The sequence below is a fragment of the Leptolyngbya sp. FACHB-8 genome, from assembly GCF_014695575.1.
Taxonomy (GTDB): domain Bacteria; phylum Cyanobacteriota; class Cyanobacteriia; order Elainellales; family Elainellaceae; genus Vacuolonema.
The window spans coordinates 13,780-34,272 of the sequence record NZ_JACJOO010000051.1 but is presented as its reverse complement, the minus strand read 5'-3'; the positions used below and the strand labels follow the sequence as shown (position 1 = coordinate 34,272).

At 51.4% G+C, this 20,493-nt stretch carries 33 protein-coding genes; 16 read left to right on the top strand and 17 right to left on the bottom strand.

Annotated elements, in window-relative coordinates:
• Positions 1 to 109: 109 nt before the first annotated feature.
• Both H6F91_RS12080 and H6F91_RS12075 read right to left on the bottom strand, forming a co-directional pair.
• Positions 110 to 688, bottom strand: coding sequence for a hypothetical protein (locus H6F91_RS12080; RefSeq protein ID WP_190789367.1), 579 nt, complete (start codon positions 686 to 688; stop codon positions 110 to 112).
• 11 nt (positions 689 to 699) lie between these two features.
• On the bottom strand, positions 700 to 879 hold the full coding sequence (locus H6F91_RS12075) for a hypothetical protein (RefSeq protein WP_206754931.1): 180 nt from the start codon (positions 877 to 879) through the stop codon (positions 700 to 702).
• A gap of 185 nt (positions 880 to 1,064) precedes the next feature.
• On the opposite strand from H6F91_RS12075, the gene H6F91_RS12070 reads away from it, so the two are divergent.
• The 8 genes from H6F91_RS12070 (at position 1,065) to H6F91_RS12035 (ending at position 6,013) form a co-directional block, all read left to right on the top strand.
• Positions 1,065 to 2,111, top strand: coding sequence for a hypothetical protein (locus H6F91_RS12070; protein ID WP_190789366.1), 1,047 nt, complete (start codon positions 1,065 to 1,067; stop codon positions 2,109 to 2,111).
• Positions 2,112 to 2,123: 12 nt separating this feature from the next.
• Positions 2,124 to 2,360 (top strand): hypothetical protein, encoded by a 237-nt coding sequence (locus tag H6F91_RS12065; protein ID WP_190789365.1) that lies wholly within the window; start codon positions 2,124 to 2,126, stop codon positions 2,358 to 2,360.
• A gap of 54 nt (positions 2,361 to 2,414) precedes the next feature.
• Positions 2,415 to 2,618, top strand: coding sequence for a hypothetical protein (locus tag H6F91_RS12060; RefSeq protein ID WP_190789364.1), 204 nt, complete (start codon positions 2,415 to 2,417; stop codon positions 2,616 to 2,618).
• Positions 2,619 to 3,142: 524 nt separating this feature from the next.
• Positions 3,143 to 3,490 carry a hypothetical protein gene (locus H6F91_RS12055; protein WP_190789363.1) on the top strand — a complete coding sequence of 116 codons (348 nt, stop codon included), beginning with the start codon at positions 3,143 to 3,145 and terminating at the stop codon, positions 3,488 to 3,490.
• A 472-nt stretch (positions 3,491 to 3,962) separates the two neighbouring features.
• The gene (locus tag H6F91_RS12050; RefSeq protein ID WP_190789362.1) at positions 3,963 to 4,127 is read left to right on the top strand and encodes a hypothetical protein; all 165 of its coding nucleotides are present in this window, start codon (positions 3,963 to 3,965) and stop codon (positions 4,125 to 4,127) included.
• Positions 4,128 to 4,567: 440 nt separating this feature from the next.
• Complete coding sequence (locus tag H6F91_RS12045) at positions 4,568 to 4,789, top strand: hypothetical protein (protein WP_190789361.1); 222 nt, start codon at positions 4,568 to 4,570, stop codon at positions 4,787 to 4,789.
• 296 nt (positions 4,790 to 5,085) lie between these two features.
• On the top strand, positions 5,086 to 5,682 hold the full coding sequence (locus H6F91_RS12040; RefSeq protein WP_190789360.1) for a ParA family protein: 597 nt from the start codon (positions 5,086 to 5,088) through the stop codon (positions 5,680 to 5,682).
• Entirely contained in the window at positions 5,672 to 6,013 is a 342-nt protein-coding gene (locus H6F91_RS12035; RefSeq protein WP_190789359.1) for a hypothetical protein, read from the top strand. Before H6F91_RS12040 ends, H6F91_RS12035 begins: the two co-directional genes overlap by 11 nt.
• 323 nt (positions 6,014 to 6,336) lie before the next feature.
• On the opposite strand, the gene H6F91_RS12030 is transcribed toward H6F91_RS12035, so the two are convergent.
• Both H6F91_RS12030 and H6F91_RS12025 read right to left on the bottom strand, forming a co-directional pair.
• Positions 6,337 to 6,591, bottom strand: a complete 255-nt coding sequence (locus tag H6F91_RS12030) for a hypothetical protein (RefSeq protein WP_190789358.1) — start codon at positions 6,589 to 6,591, stop codon at positions 6,337 to 6,339.
• A 252-nt stretch (positions 6,592 to 6,843) separates the two neighbouring features.
• A complete protein-coding gene (locus tag H6F91_RS12025) occupies positions 6,844 to 7,278 on the bottom strand; it encodes a hypothetical protein (protein WP_190789357.1) in 435 nt (144 codons plus the stop codon).
• A gap of 444 nt (positions 7,279 to 7,722) precedes the next feature.
• Between H6F91_RS12025 and H6F91_RS12020 the strand changes: the two genes are divergently transcribed.
• Together H6F91_RS12020 and H6F91_RS12015 are read left to right on the top strand one after the other, a co-directional pair.
• Positions 7,723 to 8,208: a hypothetical protein gene (locus tag H6F91_RS12020; protein WP_190789356.1), complete on the top strand. Its 486-nt coding sequence runs from the start codon at positions 7,723 to 7,725 to the stop codon at positions 8,206 to 8,208.
• A 141-nt stretch (positions 8,209 to 8,349) separates the two neighbouring features.
• Positions 8,350 to 8,568, top strand: a complete 219-nt coding sequence (locus tag H6F91_RS12015) for a hypothetical protein (RefSeq protein WP_190789355.1) — start codon at positions 8,350 to 8,352, stop codon at positions 8,566 to 8,568.
• Here the strand turns inward: H6F91_RS12015 and H6F91_RS12010 are convergent.
• The 13 genes from H6F91_RS12010 to H6F91_RS11950 form a co-directional block, all read right to left on the bottom strand.
• Positions 8,542 to 8,925 carry a hypothetical protein gene (locus H6F91_RS12010; protein WP_190789354.1) on the bottom strand — a complete coding sequence of 128 codons (384 nt, stop codon included), beginning with the start codon at positions 8,923 to 8,925 and terminating at the stop codon, positions 8,542 to 8,544. The genes H6F91_RS12015 and H6F91_RS12010 overlap by 27 nt on opposite strands.
• A gap of 15 nt (positions 8,926 to 8,940) precedes the next feature.
• Positions 8,941 to 9,873: a hypothetical protein gene (locus H6F91_RS12005; protein WP_190789353.1), complete on the bottom strand. Its 933-nt coding sequence runs from the start codon at positions 9,871 to 9,873 to the stop codon at positions 8,941 to 8,943.
• A 78-nt stretch (positions 9,874 to 9,951) separates the two neighbouring features.
• A complete protein-coding gene (locus H6F91_RS12000) occupies positions 9,952 to 10,248 on the bottom strand; it encodes a hypothetical protein (protein ID WP_190789352.1) in 297 nt (98 codons plus the stop codon).
• A 58-nt stretch (positions 10,249 to 10,306) separates the two neighbouring features.
• Entirely contained in the window at positions 10,307 to 10,819 is a 513-nt protein-coding gene (locus tag H6F91_RS11995) for a hypothetical protein (protein ID WP_190789351.1), read from the bottom strand.
• Positions 10,820 to 10,840: 21 nt separating this feature from the next.
• Entirely contained in the window at positions 10,841 to 11,089 is a 249-nt protein-coding gene (locus H6F91_RS11990; RefSeq protein WP_190789350.1) for a hypothetical protein, read from the bottom strand.
• Positions 11,086 to 11,274: a mechanosensitive ion channel domain-containing protein gene (locus tag H6F91_RS11985; RefSeq protein WP_190789349.1), complete on the bottom strand. Its 189-nt coding sequence runs from the start codon at positions 11,272 to 11,274 to the stop codon at positions 11,086 to 11,088. The genes H6F91_RS11990 and H6F91_RS11985 overlap by 4 nt, the downstream gene beginning before the upstream one ends.
• The gene (locus H6F91_RS11980; protein ID WP_190789348.1) at positions 11,271 to 11,444 is read right to left on the bottom strand and encodes a hypothetical protein; all 174 of its coding nucleotides are present in this window, start codon (positions 11,442 to 11,444) and stop codon (positions 11,271 to 11,273) included. The genes H6F91_RS11985 and H6F91_RS11980 overlap by 4 nt, the downstream gene beginning before the upstream one ends.
• Positions 11,441 to 14,512 (bottom strand): DUF3854 domain-containing protein, encoded by a 3,072-nt coding sequence (locus H6F91_RS11975; protein ID WP_190789347.1) that lies wholly within the window; start codon positions 14,510 to 14,512, stop codon positions 11,441 to 11,443. The genes H6F91_RS11980 and H6F91_RS11975 overlap by 4 nt, the downstream gene beginning before the upstream one ends.
• Positions 14,509 to 14,718, bottom strand: a complete 210-nt coding sequence (locus H6F91_RS11970; RefSeq protein ID WP_190789346.1) for a hypothetical protein — start codon at positions 14,716 to 14,718, stop codon at positions 14,509 to 14,511. The genes H6F91_RS11975 and H6F91_RS11970 overlap by 4 nt, the downstream gene beginning before the upstream one ends.
• Positions 14,719 to 14,970: a hypothetical protein gene (locus H6F91_RS11965; RefSeq protein WP_190789345.1), complete on the bottom strand. Its 252-nt coding sequence runs from the start codon at positions 14,968 to 14,970 to the stop codon at positions 14,719 to 14,721.
• 295 nt (positions 14,971 to 15,265) lie between these two features.
• Positions 15,266 to 16,009 (bottom strand): hypothetical protein, encoded by a 744-nt coding sequence (locus H6F91_RS11960; protein WP_190789344.1) that lies wholly within the window; start codon positions 16,007 to 16,009, stop codon positions 15,266 to 15,268.
• A gap of 70 nt (positions 16,010 to 16,079) precedes the next feature.
• On the bottom strand, positions 16,080 to 16,439 hold the full coding sequence (locus H6F91_RS11955) for a hypothetical protein (RefSeq protein ID WP_190789343.1): 360 nt from the start codon (positions 16,437 to 16,439) through the stop codon (positions 16,080 to 16,082).
• 3 nt (positions 16,440 to 16,442) lie between these two features.
• Positions 16,443 to 16,754, bottom strand: a complete 312-nt coding sequence (locus H6F91_RS11950) for a hypothetical protein (protein ID WP_206754930.1) — start codon at positions 16,752 to 16,754, stop codon at positions 16,443 to 16,445.
• Between the two features lie 172 nt (positions 16,755 to 16,926).
• Between H6F91_RS11950 and H6F91_RS11945 the strand changes: the two genes are divergently transcribed.
• From H6F91_RS11945 to H6F91_RS11920, 6 genes are all read left to right on the top strand, one after another.
• Positions 16,927 to 17,517, top strand: coding sequence for a hypothetical protein (locus H6F91_RS11945; protein ID WP_190789341.1), 591 nt, complete (start codon positions 16,927 to 16,929; stop codon positions 17,515 to 17,517).
• Positions 17,518 to 17,601: 84 nt separating this feature from the next.
• Positions 17,602 to 17,802 (top strand): hypothetical protein, encoded by a 201-nt coding sequence (locus tag H6F91_RS11940; RefSeq protein WP_190789340.1) that lies wholly within the window; start codon positions 17,602 to 17,604, stop codon positions 17,800 to 17,802.
• Positions 17,803 to 17,812: 10 nt separating this feature from the next.
• Entirely contained in the window at positions 17,813 to 18,103 is a 291-nt protein-coding gene (locus H6F91_RS11935) for a hypothetical protein (RefSeq protein ID WP_190789339.1), read from the top strand.
• A 73-nt stretch (positions 18,104 to 18,176) separates the two neighbouring features.
• Positions 18,177 to 18,545: a hypothetical protein gene (locus tag H6F91_RS11930; protein ID WP_190789338.1), complete on the top strand. Its 369-nt coding sequence runs from the start codon at positions 18,177 to 18,179 to the stop codon at positions 18,543 to 18,545.
• Positions 18,535 to 19,068, top strand: coding sequence for a hypothetical protein (locus H6F91_RS11925; RefSeq protein ID WP_190789337.1), 534 nt, complete (start codon positions 18,535 to 18,537; stop codon positions 19,066 to 19,068). Before H6F91_RS11930 ends, H6F91_RS11925 begins: the two co-directional genes overlap by 11 nt.
• A gap of 34 nt (positions 19,069 to 19,102) precedes the next feature.
• On the top strand, positions 19,103 to 20,431 hold the full coding sequence (locus tag H6F91_RS11920) for a hypothetical protein (RefSeq protein WP_206754929.1): 1,329 nt from the start codon (positions 19,103 to 19,105) through the stop codon (positions 20,429 to 20,431).
• Positions 20,432 to 20,493: the final 62 nt, after the last annotated feature.

Genomic DNA, 20,493 nt, shown 5'->3' with positions numbered 1-20,493 from the left:
AGCTGCTTGGTCGCTGGGGCTAAGGGTCAAAACTGGAGGGCGGAGTCCAGGCATAATCTTAGGGAGCAGTGCAACCCTCTAATCATAGGCAAACTTAAGCCGCTGAGTACTAGTTATTCTCACCTCCTTCCTCTGTAGGCAGTTCGTATGGGCTGTACCCAGTTTCCTGAAACCACCGCTCATACTGTTCCAGCCGCCTCAAAAGCTCATCCTCCATCGCCATTCCCTCGCCGAGGTAGCGCAGCGCCCGCTCTAATTCAGCATTGCGCTCACTCAATCTCTGGTTTCGTTCATCCTCACTACGAGTAACGCCAAAGGCAGCGTCGAAGCGCCGTTCCAGAGTTTCACGCATAAGGGCCATGCATAAACTGCGGGCTTGCTGGTTTCCTCTAAAAGTCTGCTGCAACCAGAATGTGCTGACTATTTCTAGCGGCAATCCTCTGATCCGCCCCTGCCCTCGTCCCTGCTCTGGGTCACGCTCAATCTCAAAAGTGTCGGGCGTATAACCATCACCCAGCAAGGCTTTGATGGCCTTTGACTCTAAAAAGCGTCGGGCGTTAATTTCGTTCTCACCTATCAGGTGCGCTGCCTGAGTTTGGCTCATGACATAGGAGCCATCGGGCAACATAAACCCCTCAATGGTGACGCTACCAAGCGGAATTTCGGCGCGTTGGGCCTTATCACTCATGGCGATCGCCCTCACTTGCCCTTGTTCTTTTCAAGCCAGAGCTTAAGCGCCTCTTCCAGTGCTTCAGACTGACTTGTTTCGAGCATCGTGCATTGCGCTTTAAATTGCAGTGCGATCTCTTTGGCGACGTATCCACTGACCTGGGCAAAACCAGGATCAGCCCTTCGACTAGCGGCCATTGCATCTCTCATACGGGTTGCTCCCAATATTGGCACATTCATTCATGAGTGGATCCTTTTCAAGAATTCCATCTTTCCAGAATTCATGAATTCATGCTAGCATGACCGCAACTGACAAGGAACGGCAAAAGCTGCCAGATTCCTAAAAAGCTTTCAAAAATTCGCAAACCTAGAACTGACAAGGAGTTAAGCCCGATATGCCTACTCAAACCCCACAAGCTGCAACCCCTCGCACCCGGCAACGACTGACAGAGGATGCCACCCCTAACCAATCCCTACCAATCGGTTATGACATCGGCAACGGTGCCTCTAAGCTCTACTGCGGCTTGGGTATGGTGCTGCAAGAAAGCTATGTGCTCTATCTCCCAGAGCCCGCAACATTCGCCAATCAGGGCTATGTGGAATACCTGGAAGGCGATCGCGCTGACCTCATTGGTAAGCAATGGATCGGTGGGTTGAACGCTTACTACAGCTCTCCCTCTGGCATCTACCGTGTAACTGACTCGACCGACGGGAAAGTAGATCTCTCGCTGCAACTGCTTCTCAGCTCCCTGACTTCGATCAATGTGCGGGGGGATTGGGAACTGTCGGTGGTGGCCAGTGTACATGATGGCAAGGTGTTCGGACGTGCGATCGCCCAGGCACTCACCGGTACCCACAAAGTACGGCTGATGGGGCATGAATCCACCATCACCATCCGGGTTGAAAAAGTGCTGGAAGAGGGAGCAGGAGCCGCCTATGCAATGCGAGCGGAGTACGACCTCACCAGCGCTCTACTCTTCGACATCGGTAACGGCACCACGATTTGTTCCAGCTTCAACAATCTCCAAATCACCTCTCGGGATTATGCGCCTACCGCAGGTGTGGAGCGGTTGATCGATGCGATCGCCACCTCCGACACAGTGCGGGCATATCTCAAGCGTCCGGCTGACCTCCACCTGATCCGCTCTGGCATTGAGAAGGGTGACTTCGTTTATGGCACCCAGCACCCTGATTGGAATTTCAAGGAAGCCTACGTGAAGGCGTTACCCGAGTGGTTTGCACAAGGGCTGAAGCCTTTTGTCAAAGCAGCAGAAACCCGTGTCCCTGCTGCCACCGCAATCATCGCGGTTGGTGGTGGCGCTTGCCTGCCGGGTATCGGGTCGCTGCTGGCCAAGAAGAACATAGCCGTCCCTACCCAACCCCGCTGGCAGAACGCCAAAGGGTTGTATGAAATTGCCCTCCGTCTCACCAGCCGCGTGTAGGAGGTTTGACTGATGCGTCTTTCAATTACCAAGCCTCAGCACCGTCAATTGTTGCTAGAGATTGCTGCCCAGCTACGTTCCGACGATCCAAAGGATGCCCTTGAGCATGTCCTCAATTGCTGGATCAGTCCTTACCATTCACAGCCCGTAGTCGTTCCTCCTGCAACTCCCGCCGATGTCGAAGCAGTAGCGATCGCCCCATCCCCTGATAGTGACTTAGATATCGAAGCTCTGGCTTCCTGGGATTGACCTAATAAAGTGTCGTCTACAGTTCAACCCTTTACCTCATAAGGATTTCAGCAGATGTCTCACCCACGTTATTACCCCGCAGTTCATAACCCTGATGCCCCGCATGGATGGAGCACACCCGAGGGAATGAACTACTGCCCACAGTTTGGCGATCGCCTCGTAAAGGTTGGGGGCCAGTGGCACATCGAGATCACGAAGGTCGTTAGCTACACCGAGGCTGGAGACGCCCACACCGTAAACCCTACTGCAATTTTGTGAGGGAGACGACCGCTTAGTTTGCCCCCAGCAACCGTCTCCTATTGCCCTTTCTTGCTCGCAAGGACTCTACCAGTATGCAGCGTTTCCACTGATTAATCCATTTGTTGTTGGTCGCAAAAATTACTAACTGTGTAGTGAGGAAGAGCGACCGCGTGGTGTGTGGTTGTACTGCGATCGCCCCCTGTCCCTTGTCTAGAAGGACTTCTCTATGATGCCCAAGTTTGCCCGCAGTATTTGTAAAAAAAGCGACCGCTCGATGATGAGGGGCGAGCGATCGCACCCTGTTTGTTTCCCGCTTTACAGGTTGTTTCTATGATGCCCAAATTTGCCTGTACTGCCCTAGCACCATTGGCCAAGCTAACCGCTGTTGTCCAGTGCAAACCGTTGGTTATCCGGCGAAAGTTACTCGAACCTTTGAATCGAAAGTTTTGTAACCAATAAGGAGAGCGATCGCCCGGATTCCCGCCCGCAAACGATCGCCCCCTGTCCACCCCTTAAACCGTCACAGCTTAAGGAGCTCCCCCATGATGGCTCAAAATGCCGTCCCGACTGAAACGCTCACAGATAACAGTCATTTCCTGCCCATTGCCAATTTCACCGACTCACGGCAGGCTTTGGCCCTGGCTGAGAAGTTTGGTGACCGCGACTTGGGCAAACTTTCGCCCACTGACCAAACAGCTCTGGTCCTCATCCTTTCCCGGTTGATTTACCACGACCACATCCAGAAGCCTATCGACATCTGGGAAGCCGCAGAGCAGGCCATCTCCGAGGATGAGGATCAAACCTCGGATGATATGGCGACCGCGCTGGAACTGCTTGAGGGCATTGACTCAGATGGGGCGATCGCACTGATTCAGTTTTTGGTGCAGTAACTGGCCTGATTGAAGCGACGCTGTCATAAAGTGCAATTAGGCTGTAACCTTTATCCTATAAGGGTTACATCACAGTTGTTTTGTACTAAAAAATGCCGTCATTTTCCACATTAGCCTCGGCCAAGTAACGAATTTATGTTGTTTCAGGCTCCGAATTAGGGCTAATTGCATTTGGTGACAGCGTCGCTTCAATCAGGCCGAATAGTGCGATCGCCCCTTGGACTAGTCAAAAACTGGCACAAACGCCGAAAGCATTGATAAATCTAGGTTTCGAAATGAATAGTTGCTGTGAGAGCAACTATTCAAACACTTAAAAGCTCTGATAGTAAAAGGCTTGCACTACTGTAAAACTTGCTTGGACTAATCGTGGACTAAACAGCCAAAATAGAAGTGTCAGACGATCGCCCGTACCCCCTTGGTGATGTGCCAGTTATTAGGCGAAATTGTTTGACAGTTGCCCGACAGGTGAAGTATGCCAGAATCCCGCAGCGTTGCCGTTAGAATTCCAGACCCGCTCCTCATGGCGATCGATACTCGAGTAGGTGTGGATGGAAAGAACCGGAGTGAGGTGATCATTGCCCTGCTTCAAAAGGGACTGGCGATCGCTCGCTCCCACCGATGCCGCCCTAATCCTTGAACGCTTGGATGCCATTGAAGGCAAGCTACCAGACTGGAATAAGCTACTGAATTAGAAGTATCCATGCCATTAAAAACAAGTTTTCTCAAAAGCAAACATTAAACAATCTTTAAACACATTCCTTAATTTTGGCTTAATCTTCAGGCCGGTAGTCGTACACTTTTTGTATCAATAACTACTCTCAGGGCATTGCATCTACTTACTCTTCAAGTGGAAATGCCTTATGTTGTCGTGTCCCTGTCTAGTTTCTAATGAAGGTGTTTGTTATGAAATTCTTGAAATCACTCAAGAAATTATTTCTCTCCGGCGGTTTGGCAAGGGAACTATTGTTGCTTACAAGTTAGCCGACATTCCTCACCGGTTTGAGATAACTTGCAGTCTCTCAGGCTAAGTTTCATTCACTTTTTGGCTAGAGTACCGAGATTGTTTGGAGTCCTGTGATGAAAGTTTTAATTATTGAAGAAGGTTTTAATGACTCTCCTAATGTTGAGGCTGTTTTACAGCAAAGCTACAGGGTGCTAACAGCTTCCACAGTAGAAGAGGGAATAAGCGTTATTCAAAGAGAAAAATTGGAGATGGTATTCTGGGAACCAAACTTAGCTGAGGAGAGAGCTGCTGTAGTTCAGAGAGCCCTCTGTTCAGCAGAAAAAGTAGCCTGTTAATCTCTCGTCTTGCAATTACCTGAGAGTAGATAGCCCCCAGTTTTAGTAAAAGCTGAGGGCTTTTAAATTGGGGCGATCACCGTCTACCTGGGAGACGTGAGCTAGGAAAGTATCACTGCCCGCCTGGTGGCGATCGAGCGCCGCCTTGATTCAGTGGAGGAAGGGCGGCAGGCTTTAAGGACGCTAATCCGGTGAGGCTTGAGTGATAAGTTACTCAATTGAGTGAGTGATTGAGTAATCATTGCACCAATGAAATGAGGGGGCGTAGAATCCCCCTCATAGATTCAATATGTCTTATGTCCATTATCACTCTTACCCAATTCAAGGGAGGGGTGGGAAAAACTACCTGTGCCATCTGTTTGGCCGATCTGCTGCATGAGTTGGGTGATACCCTGCTCATTGATTCAGATCCCAACCGTAGCGCCTCGCTATGGGCCAGGAAGGGCACCCTACCCTTTACCGTTTGCACTGACACCGAAGCGCCCAAGCTACTCACTAGGGGCACCTACCGCAACGTGGTGATCGACACACCCGCAAGGCCAGCACAAGACGAGATTGTGAGCTTAGCGAAAGGGTGTGATCTGCTGATCCTCCCATCCAACCCAGAGCCGCTGTCACTCAATGCCTTGGCTCAAATTGTTTCGACGCTACCAGAAGGGACTGAGTATAGGGCACTGATCACGCTATCCCCACCTGCACCACAGAAGGACGGCATCGAGGCGATCGCCGCGCTTCAACGAGCTGGCATCCATACGTTCTCTAAACCAATCCGCAGACTTAAGGCTTATGTCCGCGCTTCTGATATGGGAGTGGCGCTTAGGTCTGCACCTGGTGGACGAATGGCATGGAATGATTGGCAGGCTGTGTGGAGGGAACTGAAAGATGTCATCTAGCAACTTTGATGAAATTCTGAATCTGGCAAGTGGTGGGAATCCAACACAACCCGATGTTGAGGCAGAGCCGCCAGCACCCCCACCGAAGCGATCGCCATCCAAACCACTACAGCAACAGGCAGGCAAAGTGAAGCAGCAACGCACCGCTCGGCCTGCTGACCCGTGGGGAGACTTGCAGCCACCAGAAAAGGAACCCACGATCCGGCTGAATGTGGATATACCCATTAGCCTGAATGACAAGCTCACCCGCAAGGCTCAACAGGTGCGGAAGCCCAAAACTGAGTTGGTCAGAAAGTTACTTGAGTGGGCACTTGATGAATCAAATGAGTAAGTAGTTGAGTAAGTTATCACTCAACTGATACACTCATCCACAAATAACAGGGAACACACTGCCGCCGTTGCCCATGCCTGGGTCCGGTGGCTTTTTGTTGGGAGTGATGCGTGTAGAAATTTGGTGGAGTGGCGAGAATCTTGCACGCATCAAAGGGGGCGATCGAATTTAGTTGTCTAAGGGAATCCAATAAAAAAGCGCCAGGGAAAAGCTTGCATCCACAGCGCTTGTGTTGGGAGGTAGGAACACATGGAGACAAAGCTAAGCAGGACAGAATAGGTGTAGAAACGGTGAAGCAGAAGCTTTCAGTTACAGCATCACTGTTAGCCTTCAAGTTCAATTACTTCAGTTGGGTATGTATTCATATTCGAAGCTAATGCTCTTTCAGTGCCAATCGCAGGTTGACCAGTAAACCTAAGCTCAATACCATCTGCCCGTAACTCCTTTACCAGCGGCTCTGATTGCCAGTTAGGGGGCAGCTGTACAACTAGGGTAGAAGCAGATTCATCGAGTTGTTCACGTAATTGTGCAGCTGCTTCAGCAATCACTTCGAGTTTAGAATCTTCTGCTGGAGACATAGAAACAACCGTTTTTATTCAACAAGCATCATCCTAAAAGCTTTGTAAAAATCTACCGTCATTCTGAAGGTGCGATTTTTGCCGAGCCTGCTCTATCTTTCTACTCAACATCACAGAGAGGGCGGTCGCCCTCTCTCCTTCTGCTATTGAGATCAGTATGATTGAGCCTGCAGTTTCCTTGAAAATCGTTGCGCTTCCTATAACATCAGCACCCTCGTCATCAATGGAGGGTGTTTTCGTTAGCGGCAGCTTTTAGAAGTGGGTAGTACCGGGCTCTATGGAAAACTCTATAACCATTCGTTCAGCAACTTTTAGGGCATTTGTTGTAGCGCAAATTTCGGACGTATAAAGATCGCGTTCAGCCATGTACTGACGAAGGGATTCCCTTAATGGCTCTATTAAAGCTTGATACCCCTCCAACGTCTGTTGGGCAGCAGCATCCTCTGGGTCCTCCCCCAACTGCTCTAAAGCAGCAGAGATGTGCTCGCTAGCTTCCCTGGCTATTCTGCTGACCTCTTCAATCCGAGAGAAGGTGTCTAAAAGAAGTGCACGGCTTTGCTCCAAAAGAGACTTTGTCTCATCTACAGTTCTCTTTAAGCTTTCCAATCCACCGTTCAGACTGGCTTCTTCCATCACGCTTACCCACAGCAGTAAGTGTTCTACTTGATTAATTAAAGCATCGACCAATGCTGAGATCGATTTGCGATCGCCTCTGTAATACTGGCTGTGTCTGAAGTGACCACGATTTAGCCATTTAATCGCTGACGAAACGTAGCTTTTTTGCTAGGGCTGCTTTGTGCAGGGACGGCACCTGATCAAAAAAACTGATCAGGTTTCTCTGATCAGGTTTCTTCCAAAGCCTTGACCTTTAAGGATTACAGGTAGGTGATCAAACTGATCATCTCTTGCTGATCAGGTTTTTCTGATCAGCCCTATTGAGAATTTCCTGTGCCGCCAAACAAGGGGGGGGTAGCCCAATTATTGGGCCTTTCCCTCCCTGTAGCTACCGGTCCAGATGAAGCTGGCATTACTGGGGCGATCGCTGTCACACACCAACTGATGGTGATACCTGCATGGGTGTGGGCAGACTACAGTCAACAGCCCTATAGACCTTCAGGAGAACTAATAATCATGGCGACAGTTACTGCAACATGTGCAACCCGGCCCGAACTTGGCGATTTTAGCAGCATTGTTTGTTTCAAGGCATTAGTCACAGGAACAGAAGAAGCATTAGGAGCAAAGGCAGCCGCAATTGCACTGATTGCAGCAGGGCGCATTCGGGGTAAGCAATTAATCCAGGAATTAGAATTGTCTGAAAATCCAATTGCTTTGGAGGAACTTACTGAAGTTCTTCAAAATGCACTGGGTGTGGAGGGAACTCGCCTGTGTATTGTGGATAAGATTGTTGATGTTAACAATACAATCCTGGTGTATTGTCGTGAGACTATTTGTTCTTCAGGGGAATCTGCCGGATCATCTCGAACTCTAACCTATACTTTAGGTGCTCTTCAAGGTGCTCTTGAGCAAGCTTTAGGAAAGCGCTTACGCGGAAAACAGATTGAATCTATTTTGCGCGGTAGTAGTCATGATGTCGTGTCATTTGAAGTAATCTCTTAATCCCTCAACAATGAAAAGAGCGGGGCTGCACAACGCGCTACCCCGCTCTTTTTATCTTAAAGAAAATGACCATTCTCACTACTATCTTGTACCTTTTCAAAACCCAACTCCAGAAGCCTTAATTGTTCATGCACTTCGCGTATGAACAATACCAATAGCGATCGCCCGGTTCCTCCTTCAGATACCGGTGCAACTCTCGCGCCTGACCCCACAGCTCTGCCCTCTGCTCAATCAATCGATCCATTTCATCGACCCTACGGGAAACAGCTTCAGCAAGGCGATCGATCCGGCTTTCGCACTGCTCAATCCTGGCTCTGGTCACATCAAGATCCATCACGGGGTGGGATACTCCTTTGTTGAAAGACGCGCTTCAATAACCTCTCGGGTCATGACAATTTCGCTCAAGATCTTCATTGCTCCTGCGATCGCATGAACGGCTTCAGGATCATCCGGCTTCAGGTTCTGGGCTGCATTGCCAATGAATTTAATGCAGGCAGCGATCGCCCCTGGTATCTCGTTAGCCCATGCCCGATCCTGTTCCGCTTTTTTAAGTGCGACAAGTGCCGACAGCTCCTGATCACTAGCAAACCTAGATCGATAGCGCTGCAAGGTTCTAGAACTGATGTCGTATTTTTCCACAGTGGCGCGATCGCCCATAGTTGCAGCATCAAGCAGGATTATTGCCGCTCGGCTTGGGTCAAAATTTGGGCTTGCCATACTCTTACCTAAAACCTAATTCCGTTCAAACGAACCCATGGAAGTGGCTCTACGCCGTTCCTGAAGCATGGCTAAACGGTCAAGTGCCGCCTCCATTGAGCGCATGATTCTGGCCTCGTAGCGGGCCAATCGGTCAGCATCCTGGGGGATAGCAGCAACAGCGATCGCTGCCTGTTGCCGTTCCTGCTCAATGCGGGCCAGGTCATCAAGCTGGGCTTGAACTTCCTCCCGTCGTTCGTTCACTTCGGGTTCTATGGCTTTAAGCAGGTAACGCAGGTTTACCCCCGGGTTGATGGCTTCTGATTCTGCCGTTGATTGCCAGGAAATAAGCCGCATCCAGACGTGATAGTGATTCATCCCCCTATTCACATCGCGAATTCTAGGGATAGACTCACGGGGATATTTCTTGATAGCTTCCTCAAGTAGTTCACGCAGCTTTGCCAGCAGGGCGATCGCTTCTTCACTGTCGTCCCACTTCCGCACCCCGCGTTTTGGGATCTCCCATTGAATTTGGTCGGTGATACCGTTGACCAGAGAAGTGAGCACGAGCAGTTCTACTTTGAGGATCACCTCTGGGCTATCCTCCCCACCTCCAAGCAGTTCCTCCGGCGTTCTAAACTTGGGAGTCTTCGCCCTGCGCTCTACGTTCAGTTGCTCCAGCCGTGCGATCGCAGCTTCCGCACCCCACAACCGATGAAGCCTCAAATGGGCCATTGCCAACTGTTGAACTAATAGGAACTCTGTTGGGCCTTGCGGTTGGTGCTCATCTACCAGACCTTGCACTACGTTCTGAAAGGTCGTTAGATCCTCGCCTTGGACTAGTGGGGGCGATGCTGCCAGCAGTCCGTGTTTGGTGGCGTTGATGGAGGCGATCGCCTTCCCTCTGGCACTACGGGGGCCAGTGCTTTTCAGAGAGTTTTGGCGGTTGATTTCGGGTGTAGCGACCATCGCTTTTCTGGGTGGGAAAACATTGAAGCAGGAAAGGCTTCCTGGGAGTCCTTAAGGAAGCCGGGAAATCAGCGAAAACTACGGCAGATAAGCGATTCGTCCACACTCTTCTGGGCTGAAAGAGGCAAGGGGTTGTCCAACGCAATCAACAATCTTGAGGCCAGTAAAACTGTTTTCGGAAACTGTTTTCATTAATGAGCGCAGGTAGAGCTGAGGAATATCCCGAGCCAGATCAACATGACCAGCACTGAGAGGAACATTAACGATGACATCTTGATGATCGAGTCGATGGCAAATTCCTTTTTCTCCTGCCTCAATTAGTGCGTCTTCGGGAAATTGTTGAGTAGCACTGTCTAAGTGATATTGGTTGCTCATTTCAGGAACCTATAGATTGATTATGGTTCAAGCGTAACAATGCTTTTGGGCAAACACCTTACATTCTGACCCGAGGTAATAGTGCAGCAATATTTGGGTGCGTTTGTTGATAGACATTAATTTCCTGTTGCAATGAACTGAGGGAAATTGTCGTGATTTTGTCCGAGTTCTCTTGATGTAAAGCAACTGGCAGTTTCAAAAGCAATGGCTGAAACTCACCGTGAATTGTGATCCGCTTTCTCAATTCAGGAGAAGTTGAATTTAACTCCCGTAACCGCGCCCAGCAGCTAAGGAAACCGAGCAAATGCTCATTCAATTCGGCTGCAACTACCTGAGCCGCCTCAAAGTTTTCGCCAATCTGACGAATGCGATCGGCTTCCGTTTGGCGGGCCGCTTCACCTTCCGCCCGTTGGAGCTCTAGTTTTGTGCGCTCCAACTCTACTTGGTTAGCATTCAGCCGTTCCTGACTGCTCTTAATTTGCTCCATAGCCTGGAGGTTATCAGCTTCGAGCCTTTCAACAGTTTCACGAAGGCTTTCAAGTGCGCTCTTGGGTTTGGGTTTGGTCACCATGGTTTTGGAACTCCTTTGGTTTTATTCACGTAACAGATCACCAACAACAATCGGCGGTTGCCCTCGTTGGTTTGGTTTCCGACTGGGGGCTTCTACTGGATCTTTGTAAGCCGCAACCAGCCGCAACCCGTCGAGGGCTGCTATCAGCAATTTCCCGGCGAGCCGCTTTCGTCGCAAGGTTTCAATGATTGCGTGGCATTGGGCTGCGAGAATGTCAGCGTCGTATTGCTCTGGCCTTTTTTGCGGATCGGTGTCGTTGATGTGACTCATGCTGCTACCTCCAGCACTGTGATCAGCCGATTAGCCGCCCCCAGGACTGCACCATCGGGGTAACGAATGGTAGAGCGAGGAATGCCGACCTCTAGCACCTCTCCCACTTGCCAGGGCAGGGCCACAGCATCCCCAACACGGATTGGGCTGCCGTTGCGATCGCGGGCAATTTCGGGATGGGTCATGTTGCCACCTCCAAATCCAACATTTGCACTTCATCGGGGTGAAAACTGCCGTAGAACAAAGGGTCTTCGCCATCACCACAGATCAGCAACTCACCGTGGGCGTTGATGCGCTCGATGGTGCCGACGCCCAGAAAAGTGCTGACGCGATCGCCAACCTGGAAAGCAGTCATGATGCTGCCCTCCATAGGTCTGGATTGGGGGGAAGGTTGAGGGCGATCGCCTCTTCAATGATTGCTTCACGTTCTTTGGGGTCTGTAGTAGATTCCCACCAATACCGGAAAGCCGCTAAATCCTCTGCCTGGTCATGAATGGGGAGTGTTCCACCCCCCTGATTCTCTTCATTAACTAGGGGGGGTGGAACATCTTGCAATCTCCGCTCCACAACCGTCTTGAGACGCGCTAAGTTTTCGGGTTCAACATAGTAAACCCAGACAAGATCTTTGCCGCGCCGTTGCTTGTCGGATGTGCGCGTAATGCCACACCAATCTAAGACCCAAGCTATTACCTGCATGGGGGATAGCTTCTGAATATTTCGCATTCCAAAAGCAATCCGAAATTCTTCAGGATGCTGCTGCAAGGCTTTGGCAATGGGGGCGATGGTGGCCGCGTCCATCTGGGTGATGCTGCCATCCCAACACCTTTGTATGAATTCCGCAGCTCCGGTCTGTTGCAACAACCAGGAACGGACTGCTGACTTATCCCAATCCTGGGGAGTGTTGGCGTTGCGGTCGATAGATGCCGCTGTGGTGGCGATCGCCTGGTCGGGGTTGAGTACAGTTTCCAGCCTGCGGATCTGCTTCCGCTTTTGCCCGCCCTTGTCCCACAGCACTAAATCAGTATCAACATCATTGGCGCGGTAAAACTGCGAGATATAAAAGCGCTCTAACTCTTCCAGCTCTTTTTGAGTTACGGTTTCAGGCTCTTTTTTGCGCCGCTTTTCGAGTTCGTCTACCTGCTCTTGTGTCAACGGGATGCCCGCCGCAATTCGCGCCGCCCGCTCTACTTCCTGTTGCCTTCTGGCTTCCTGCAATGCCTCTGATAGAGCCGCCGCGTCTGCTTTTGTGGACTGACACGGGGTAAAGGATACCTGCTTCCCCTCATGCTCCAACAACGCCCAAACGGTATGGCGCAACGCCATCATTCCCCGGTTGTGCCTCGCTTCAAACCCCGCAACTAGCTTGAGGTTTTCCCTGTGATAATCGATTGAATCAGCCGTCGATAGGGTGTCTGGCTTTAAGGATAGACGCGCCAATCGTAAAGATGCTTTACTGCTAGTCTCAAGGTCTTTGAGTACCGCCTGGGCACTGGTACCCGTCGATAGCTTGCTGATAGCGTTGCCCTTCAACGGCAACCAGACTGTGCGAGGAGCCAGCGATCGCGTCCGATCAAGCGCTTGCGCAATAGATTCAGCCGAAATGCTACAGCCCTTGAAAACTCCCCAAACCTCGTGAATCAGGTCAGCATTGTTCTCAATAGAGAACCCTTGAGTTACTGAAGGGCTGCACAAAATTACTTTGATACCCTGTTGTGATAACCAAGGTAATAGCTTTCCTTTGCCTCTTAAAAACTCTCCTTCGATTTCCCCTCCGCTAGTTTCCTGATGGATTCGCATTGTCTTAATGCCCCGCTTTTCCAGGTCATCTGCAAGGGAATCAACAAGTGCCTTAGCGTCACTGTGGAACATCAAGATTTTTCCATCAGGCACGTTCAACGCCGCTTGATAGAAGTCTGCAACAGCCTGATCTCTACTGCCATCTAAAAGCCTCACTGCGTAACCCATAGGCTTCCTGTCGGAACGCACAAGGTAAGCCCGCTCTCCTCTGATAGCTTCGATGTAGGCGATCGCCTCTTCGGTGAGGTCAGCATCCGCCAAGATTACTAGATCGGCTTCCTGTATGCGTCTGATTAACTCAGCTTCCAGTAATGGCCGAATGCCGTTCTGATTGGCAAGAGGGCTGCAATGGAGGAACCTAAGGGATGGGGTAGTCTCATCCAGAATAAGGATTTTGACTTCTACCGCTGATACCCCAAGGAATGAAGGCCAGCACCCAGAGCCGCCTAATACGGGGATGCCACGGGAATCTAATAACTTCTCCCCGTAGCGATCGCCGTCATTGATAAAAACCCCTCCCCATCCCTTATGCCCACGGAATCTATCTCCTGCTTGATCTCGGGCCAGCGATTGTAGGAACGTAAGGGAAAACCAGGGCTTAGCCTGGGATTGCAGAATCAGTTTAATTAGGGTGCTTTTCTCGCTCCCTTTTGGGCCGTATAGCCCGATGATGCCGCTTTCAGGAATCCGGTCAAGAGCTTCCTTGAAAGGACGATCGCCCAAATGCAGATCTGGCTTCCGCTTCACCCGTCGCGCCAAGTCGCGCTTGATTCTCCACACTGGGGCAATCGTCGCACTCTCATAAGCTTCCTGCCATGCAGCCGCGCCCGCATTAACAATCAGGTCATCGACACCTTTACAGCGCCCTCCCTGCCCATCCCATGCAGCGATCCGCACGGAAGCGCCCGCCTGTTCCAGATGAAAAGCCAGGTCATTCAACCCGCACTCTACCCGGTGCCGGGTGTGAGGCTTAGTGTCCTGGTCAAAAGCTAAAGTGATCTCCCTCCCCTCTACTGCAAACCGTGCCAGGTCGGGAATGAGTTCGGGTCTAATGCGAGGAAGCTTTACCCCGCCGATGGTTTCATTCTTTAGAACGCCGCCATTCACGCCAATAAGGGCGATCGCAACGTACCCCTGAGATAGCAGGGATAAGGCTTTTTTACCCCCTTCAGTAATGATTGCTGGAATCTCTGGGTGCTGCTCTAGCCAATCCCAGAATGCTTGCCCTGCGGGTGGCATCTCGCAGCCGTAGCGCTTCGCAATTTTCCGCCGCGTTTCCCGGTTTACTGGTGGTAGAAACGCCCGCAACGGTGCCCCAACAATGCACTCATACTTTGCAGGGTTCCCTTTTTTGTCAGGACGCGGGTTCTCTGCCTTGGATTGCCATAGCTCACCAGTTTCCTGGTAGAACCCGGCGATCGCTCCGTATGAGTGGGGGGGCTTCGTTTGCCAGAACTTTGAAACGTGTTGCCCTAATGCTAGGTTGGGTTCCCAGTACCCAGTATCCTCAACAATTCCGACAGCTTCAGCGTAGAGGTCTGGATCAATACCAGACCCCTCGACACATTCCCGGTAGAAGCGATCAGCAAACGAACTGATCTTTATAGGGGTAAGTGTAGGAGTCATTGCTCGACCCCCTTCCATTCGTTGAGCACATACCAAGTGCGCTCCTGCCAGGTCAACTCCTCATGCCACAGCAGAAGGTCTACTGCCAGCGATCGCTCATGGGTATAGGGGAGTAGGGTCAACGTATCAATCAAGTCAGCAGCGTTCGCCCGCTGAGGAGATACAGGCGAATTCACCACTGACCCATTCAGGGTAGTGGCGTTCATTTATGCTGCTGCCTTCTGTTGCTCAGAGGTTGGCTGTTGTGCTTGCTTCCGTTGGGCCTGCTCCCATTGCTTGTAGCGGGCAATGAGGCGACGCTCACGGCGATCGGGATGCCCACCACGCTTGGCTTTCTCAAGCGCTCGTTGGGCCTGCTTCCGCCAACGGATTTGATAGCTAGTGTTCCGCGATCGAATGGGGGTCGTGGATCCACTATTGGCGGGGGGAGTTACAACTTTGGCAAACTTGGTTATCATCAAAGGTGAATAGGCCACCCCGCAGGGGTGGGCGATTGGGTGATTAGTTGATTCGCTGTCGGCTAATCCTTGAAAAACTTCAAAGGCGATTGACGAGGGGGTCGGATCCGGAGTCAGTCGCTTTTTGATTTTTAGGACTATCTCTATTCAGTTTTTTGAGGGGGGACGATCGCAGACCATAGGGGGTCGGAATCCGGATGGCGCTTGCGATCGTCTTACTTTTAAGATTAGGCTAGAACTCCTTTGAAATCGTGAAACGGGTGAAGGTGTGCTAAACCCCTCCGCTGAAAGGGTTTCAGAAACCAAATAATCCCCGAGCGTCTTTTTCGGGATTAATAGGGACCCATCCTCTTCTGGGGATGGAGACATATGCTGTTCCTCCTTGGTATGCAAATAAAGCTCCAGATCTATCCCACCACTGCAAAATAGCAGCGCGAGTTTTGATGTAAGGCTGATAGCTGTTTCTGTCAAAACTAGTGGAGGCCCCAATCTGCCCTTTTCTTTGAACTGATTGCTCTGCGTAAGTGATCGCTCTATCAAAGAGCTTTTTTGTCGCAGGGCGCTCAAAAGGGTTTTTATAGTTTTCTAGCGCTGTGGTTGCCTTCCTTGACTGCTTGAAAAGCTTGTCTTTCTTTAACTCAACAGATTCTTTTAATGTCGAGGCGTTCCAATCCACAAAACGGAGAGGGGCAATCGCTTCAGCTTCTAGGTAAATATCCCTGAACCAGAATGCTGGATGCAAATAAGGAAGACTTAGCTCTTTCTGCCATACTGCCCCTACTAGGGAAGCAAGGCTAGACAATAAAGCTCCCCCGTGTTCAACCTCTTTTTTGAGATCCCTGCTCATTTTCGGCATATCAATGCTTATTCCCCAAAAGCGGTTTACCATTTCTCGGAAGCGCAGATTAGGAATAGAAACAATTCTTTCTTCCCCTCCAATACACACACTTGACTCTGCCGCCGAAACTTCTGATAACTCAGAGAAAACTGAAAACCATTCAGGTTCATGTTCACCCTGTGGTACCGCGATCGCTCCCATCCTTGCATCACCTCCTAAATCTGCTTTTAGAGTAAACCTGTTCTAGTTGGATTTGGAAGACTAGCTAAATCTAATTACTGCCGCCCTGCCCCTGGTCATCTTTGCGAGTAAGGTAAGCCAGAACGCCCGCTAACCGATCAGCAATAACTTCCAGTTGAGCCAGCCTTTCAGCCTGCCCTGTGAGCAACCGTTGGGTTTCACTGATAAAGGATTCCAACCGTTGCTCGGTTTTCTGCGCCTGAGCTGCGAGGGCTTCCAGTCGTTGATCTGTTAGCCGTTGAGATTGGGCCAGTAAGCTGATCTGCATTTGGGTGTTTTCCTGCGCCATTTGCAGCCGCTCAACCCCGCGATTGGCTGATTCAGCGTACCGGGCTGCACTACCCAGCAGCTCTTTGACCGTTTCAAATTCTTCTCTTGTAACTGAAGCCATAAGCTACTTTGTATCCTCCTCAATCATTTCCATGAATAGCTTTTCGGGGCTTTTCCCCTGGCTTTGAGCTTCAACCATTAAGCGCCGTTCGTGCTCTTCCCAATTACTAGCTAGGTAGTTGTAAGCCGCTGACTGGAGCATGGCAGCAAGAGATTTTTTCACCAACTTGGAAGCAATAACCAACTTCCAATAATCCAACGTCCCCAGCTCCCCCACCTGCGGGCGGGAGTTCTTTGGTGTGGGCAATTTCACCTTCGACCAGTCCATAGGCTCCAGATCCAACTGTTGCCCTGATCTTACTTCAGTATCATGCATCGATCATTATCCCATCCTTGACTTCTCATTAATGATAGTTCATTATCTAGATCATGACCAGTCATGAACGGGTCATAGACAGCATAAGAACTAGGGTTTCACGGCGGAATCACGTTCACAGCCCGTTCACAGTTGTTCACATAGTTCTGGCAAAGATTTCAAGGATTGACCTATGAACACTTCACTAAGCAAGTTTTGCAAAGACAACAGCCTCCCCAAGTCTTCTGTATATGTGCGCTGCCAAGAATTGAATTTTGATGTTTCTGATGGGCTCACGCCCTCCATGGTGGAGCAGTTGCGCCATGAATTTGATTTGCAGTCGAAGCAGCAAGAAGAAACCCCGCTCTCACCCACAACTGTTGTGGATTCCGGGAATCACAAGATTGTTTTAAGTGCCCCCCAACTGCCCCAACGCTACAGCCTAGAAGGACTCCGCACGGGTGAGGCCATCCAGTTTGATGATCCGTTGGCTGTGGCTGCCGCGTTCCTTCAGGATGCCGATGTTCTGCAAGTGGCGATGCAGCAAGACCTGGAAGCTCGAGCCGCCCGGTTGGAAGCCACAAAGCAAGCTAAGGCTGCAATTGAAGCCAAGCGTCAGAAGTTGGAACTGGAAGCGCGTCTCTATCAACTCCAAACACAAAACCTTGATTCTTCCCTAAGTGCCGAAACTTTGGGTCTGCAAAGCGAACTGGGAAAGTTGCAACAGTTCACTCAACCCGCGCCAACACCAACACCGCAGGAGCAATCCTCGTCGCAATCCTGATTGGAGTGGGGGCCGCGATCGCCCTCAATGGCATGGGTGCATCACCGCAACAACAACCCGTTATCCAACAGGAGCAACACAGCAATGAGTCACCCAACGCACTATGAAGCCCGCCCCGATACTGCCGCCCCGCATGGGTGGGTGTCGCTGGAAGGAATGTTTTATCGCCCTGACTTTGGCGATCGCCTGGAAGAGAGAGACGGTAAGACTTTCATCGTTGTAACTAAAGTTTTTTGCTACGGTGCCGAGCGCACAGACCCGTTACCCGTTACCGCAATCCTGTAAGGAACTCACGATGTTAGACCGCTTGATCCGCGCCGTAACTGGCACTCCACCCAATCAAACCTTTTTTGTTAGCGGCATCGGTGGGGGTGGACGAAACCGAGACTTAAACCATTGCAACGACTGCATTGCTATTCGGTTGGAGGCTGCCCACGGTTACACGTTCCGCAATCACTCCGATCTGGCTTCCGCCATTGTTCTGGCGATGAACACAGAGCAGAACCCAAAGCTGCGGCAGGTTCTCACCACTGACAAATCACTGATCAAGTTGCTCCAACTGAATCAAAAGCTTGGCAACAAGTGAAAGGAAGCGATCAGTCAAATTACCACACCTGCTGATCGCCCCCCTGTCCCCCATGAAAGGAGACTCCTCCAATATGAAACGATTTCAACGATTGATACAACCCGCATCGGCTGTAATTATCACCGCTTCTGTGGTGGGGGCGATCGCGGGCCTTAACTACGCTCTGCATTCCCGGTTCACCCAACTCAACCGCGCCTATCGGGTTGAGAGTGCCGAGTGGAACAAGTACACAGGGGAAGTCTTCACCCTTCTCCCCCACCTGGCCCTTACCGTCGCGGTATTCACCGCGATCGGGATCATCCTTTCCCCAGAACCCCCTCGCAACGAACGCCGCACCCTTGCAGCCCTTGCCCGCCGCAAACTTTCCCAAGAGGTGCTGACAGAATCCGAGTTGCAACAGTGGTCTGCGATTCTTCAGGAGGCAGAGCGCCATGAATCTTAAATGGTTGAGTGCTGCCCCTGCTCTGGCCTTCATCACTGTGCTGTTGGTGCGTGGCCTATCGGCTCCACCCTCCAACGAGAACCAAGCCCAGGCTACCGCTCCGATGGATACGCCCGCCCCTGCCCTAAATGCACCTTCCACGCCTTACCTCGACCTGGCTCGTACCACGTTCGATGATGGCACCCGGCAAGCGGTCAACGCTCGGGCTGTGGAGTTGTTCCGCAGAGCGCAGGAACAGACAGAGGCGATCGCCTGGATAGAGAAGCATTGCCGAGCGGTCGCGGGTGATGTGGCATATCTCAAGAACACCTTTGGGACGCTGACGGGTGAGGCAGACCAGTACAGCCAGTTCCTAAATCGCTCAGCCGAGCTCGCAGCCTGCGCTCTGGCTCAGCATTGGCTCGTTAGTGGGGGTATCGCGGTCGATGCTACCCCCGGCGTGAATCCCGCCCAAATTTTGCAGAAATACAACGAGGTTTACCCCAGCAATGGACAGCAGCAGCAAGACTCTGCCGAAGGCTGAGTGTTTGATTATTAGCGCTATGTTCGGTGGCTCCATGGCGCTTTGCATCCAGGCTAGTAGTGCCTGGGGTTGGATTGGGGGCATCGGTGCATGGTGTGCCGGTGAAGCCCTCCGCAAATCTAAGTCACTGACCTATGACCAGGTCGTAAAGGGTTCGTTTGATTGGGGCCAGGATGCCATCGGTGAGATGGGGGCGATCGCCTCCCCTGCTACCCGATACGTTGAAACCCAAAAGAACCAAATCGTGATCTCTGCCCTGAAGCAACTGCCGATGGGCGATCGCCTTGCAGAATCTTTCATTGCAGCCCAAGGGCTTACTACTGATTGGTTCCAGGGATTTGAAAAGCGTTCTGCCGTCATCTGTGGGGAAAGCCGCGATGGTAAAAGCTTCCTACTCAATTGGAGAGTGCAGCGCTTCTTAGAAACCCACCCCGACGGTGAAGTGCTAATAGGTGACATCGACTACGGCAGTTCTCACGAAGGGACAGAGCCGAACACCTGGGGAGGCTTACCCGTTGGGAACGTGGTGCTGATTGAACCCGCCGAAATTACCAACGCCATTTTCTATGTGAGTGACACGGTAGACCAGCGGGCAAAGTCTACCGCGCAAGCAGTTAAGACTGGTGCCCCCCGACCCAAATACAAGCCGATCCTACTGGCGATCGATGAGTGGTGTTCCTACTGGGATACCCTCGACGAGGATCAGCAGGAGCACATCATTAAGGCGTTGCGGAATATCTGCGATCGCGGCATCAAGCAAGGTGAGGTGGTGTTCGTGCTGGGTCTGCATGACCTATCGGTGGGCATGACAGGTTTACCCCGTGCCCTGCTACGAAAGATGGAAGTCGTTCTATTGTTCCGGGCATCCCAATCCCCGCGCAATTACGACAACATCGACCCGCAGCCGCGCCAGGTGCAAGAGGTTATCAACCGGATCGGGGCACTGCCCAAAACAATTCGCGGCCTACGTCCCTGTGTCACCTACAGCGATAAGCAACTGACGGTGAAGGCAATTCCTCAGCTTGAACTCAACCCAGTTGAGTATGTGGCGACGGGTGAACCCATCGACCCCGATGAGCAATGGGTGGATGAAATCTGGACGCCTGAATTGGAGGGCAAGATTGCCCTCCGCATGGCCGAGCGGGTGAGTCAGGGACAACGGCCCGTAGTGCCCACTGAGTTTTGGGCGATGGCGGGACAACAACAACGTGACCAGCGTACGACTAACCCGCGTTACATGATCTTCCGCCGCCGCTGTGAAGCGCTCGCCACGAAACTACAACCCGAAAAATCAGACCCCCAAGATCAGGGCGGTACGCAGTGTTCTGATCTAGACCCGTCGCTTGAGGTGTCGGAGGCGTAAAGCTTTGGGCGATCGCCCCAAATTTACTGCACCTCGCGGCGACTGTATCACTGCATTACAAA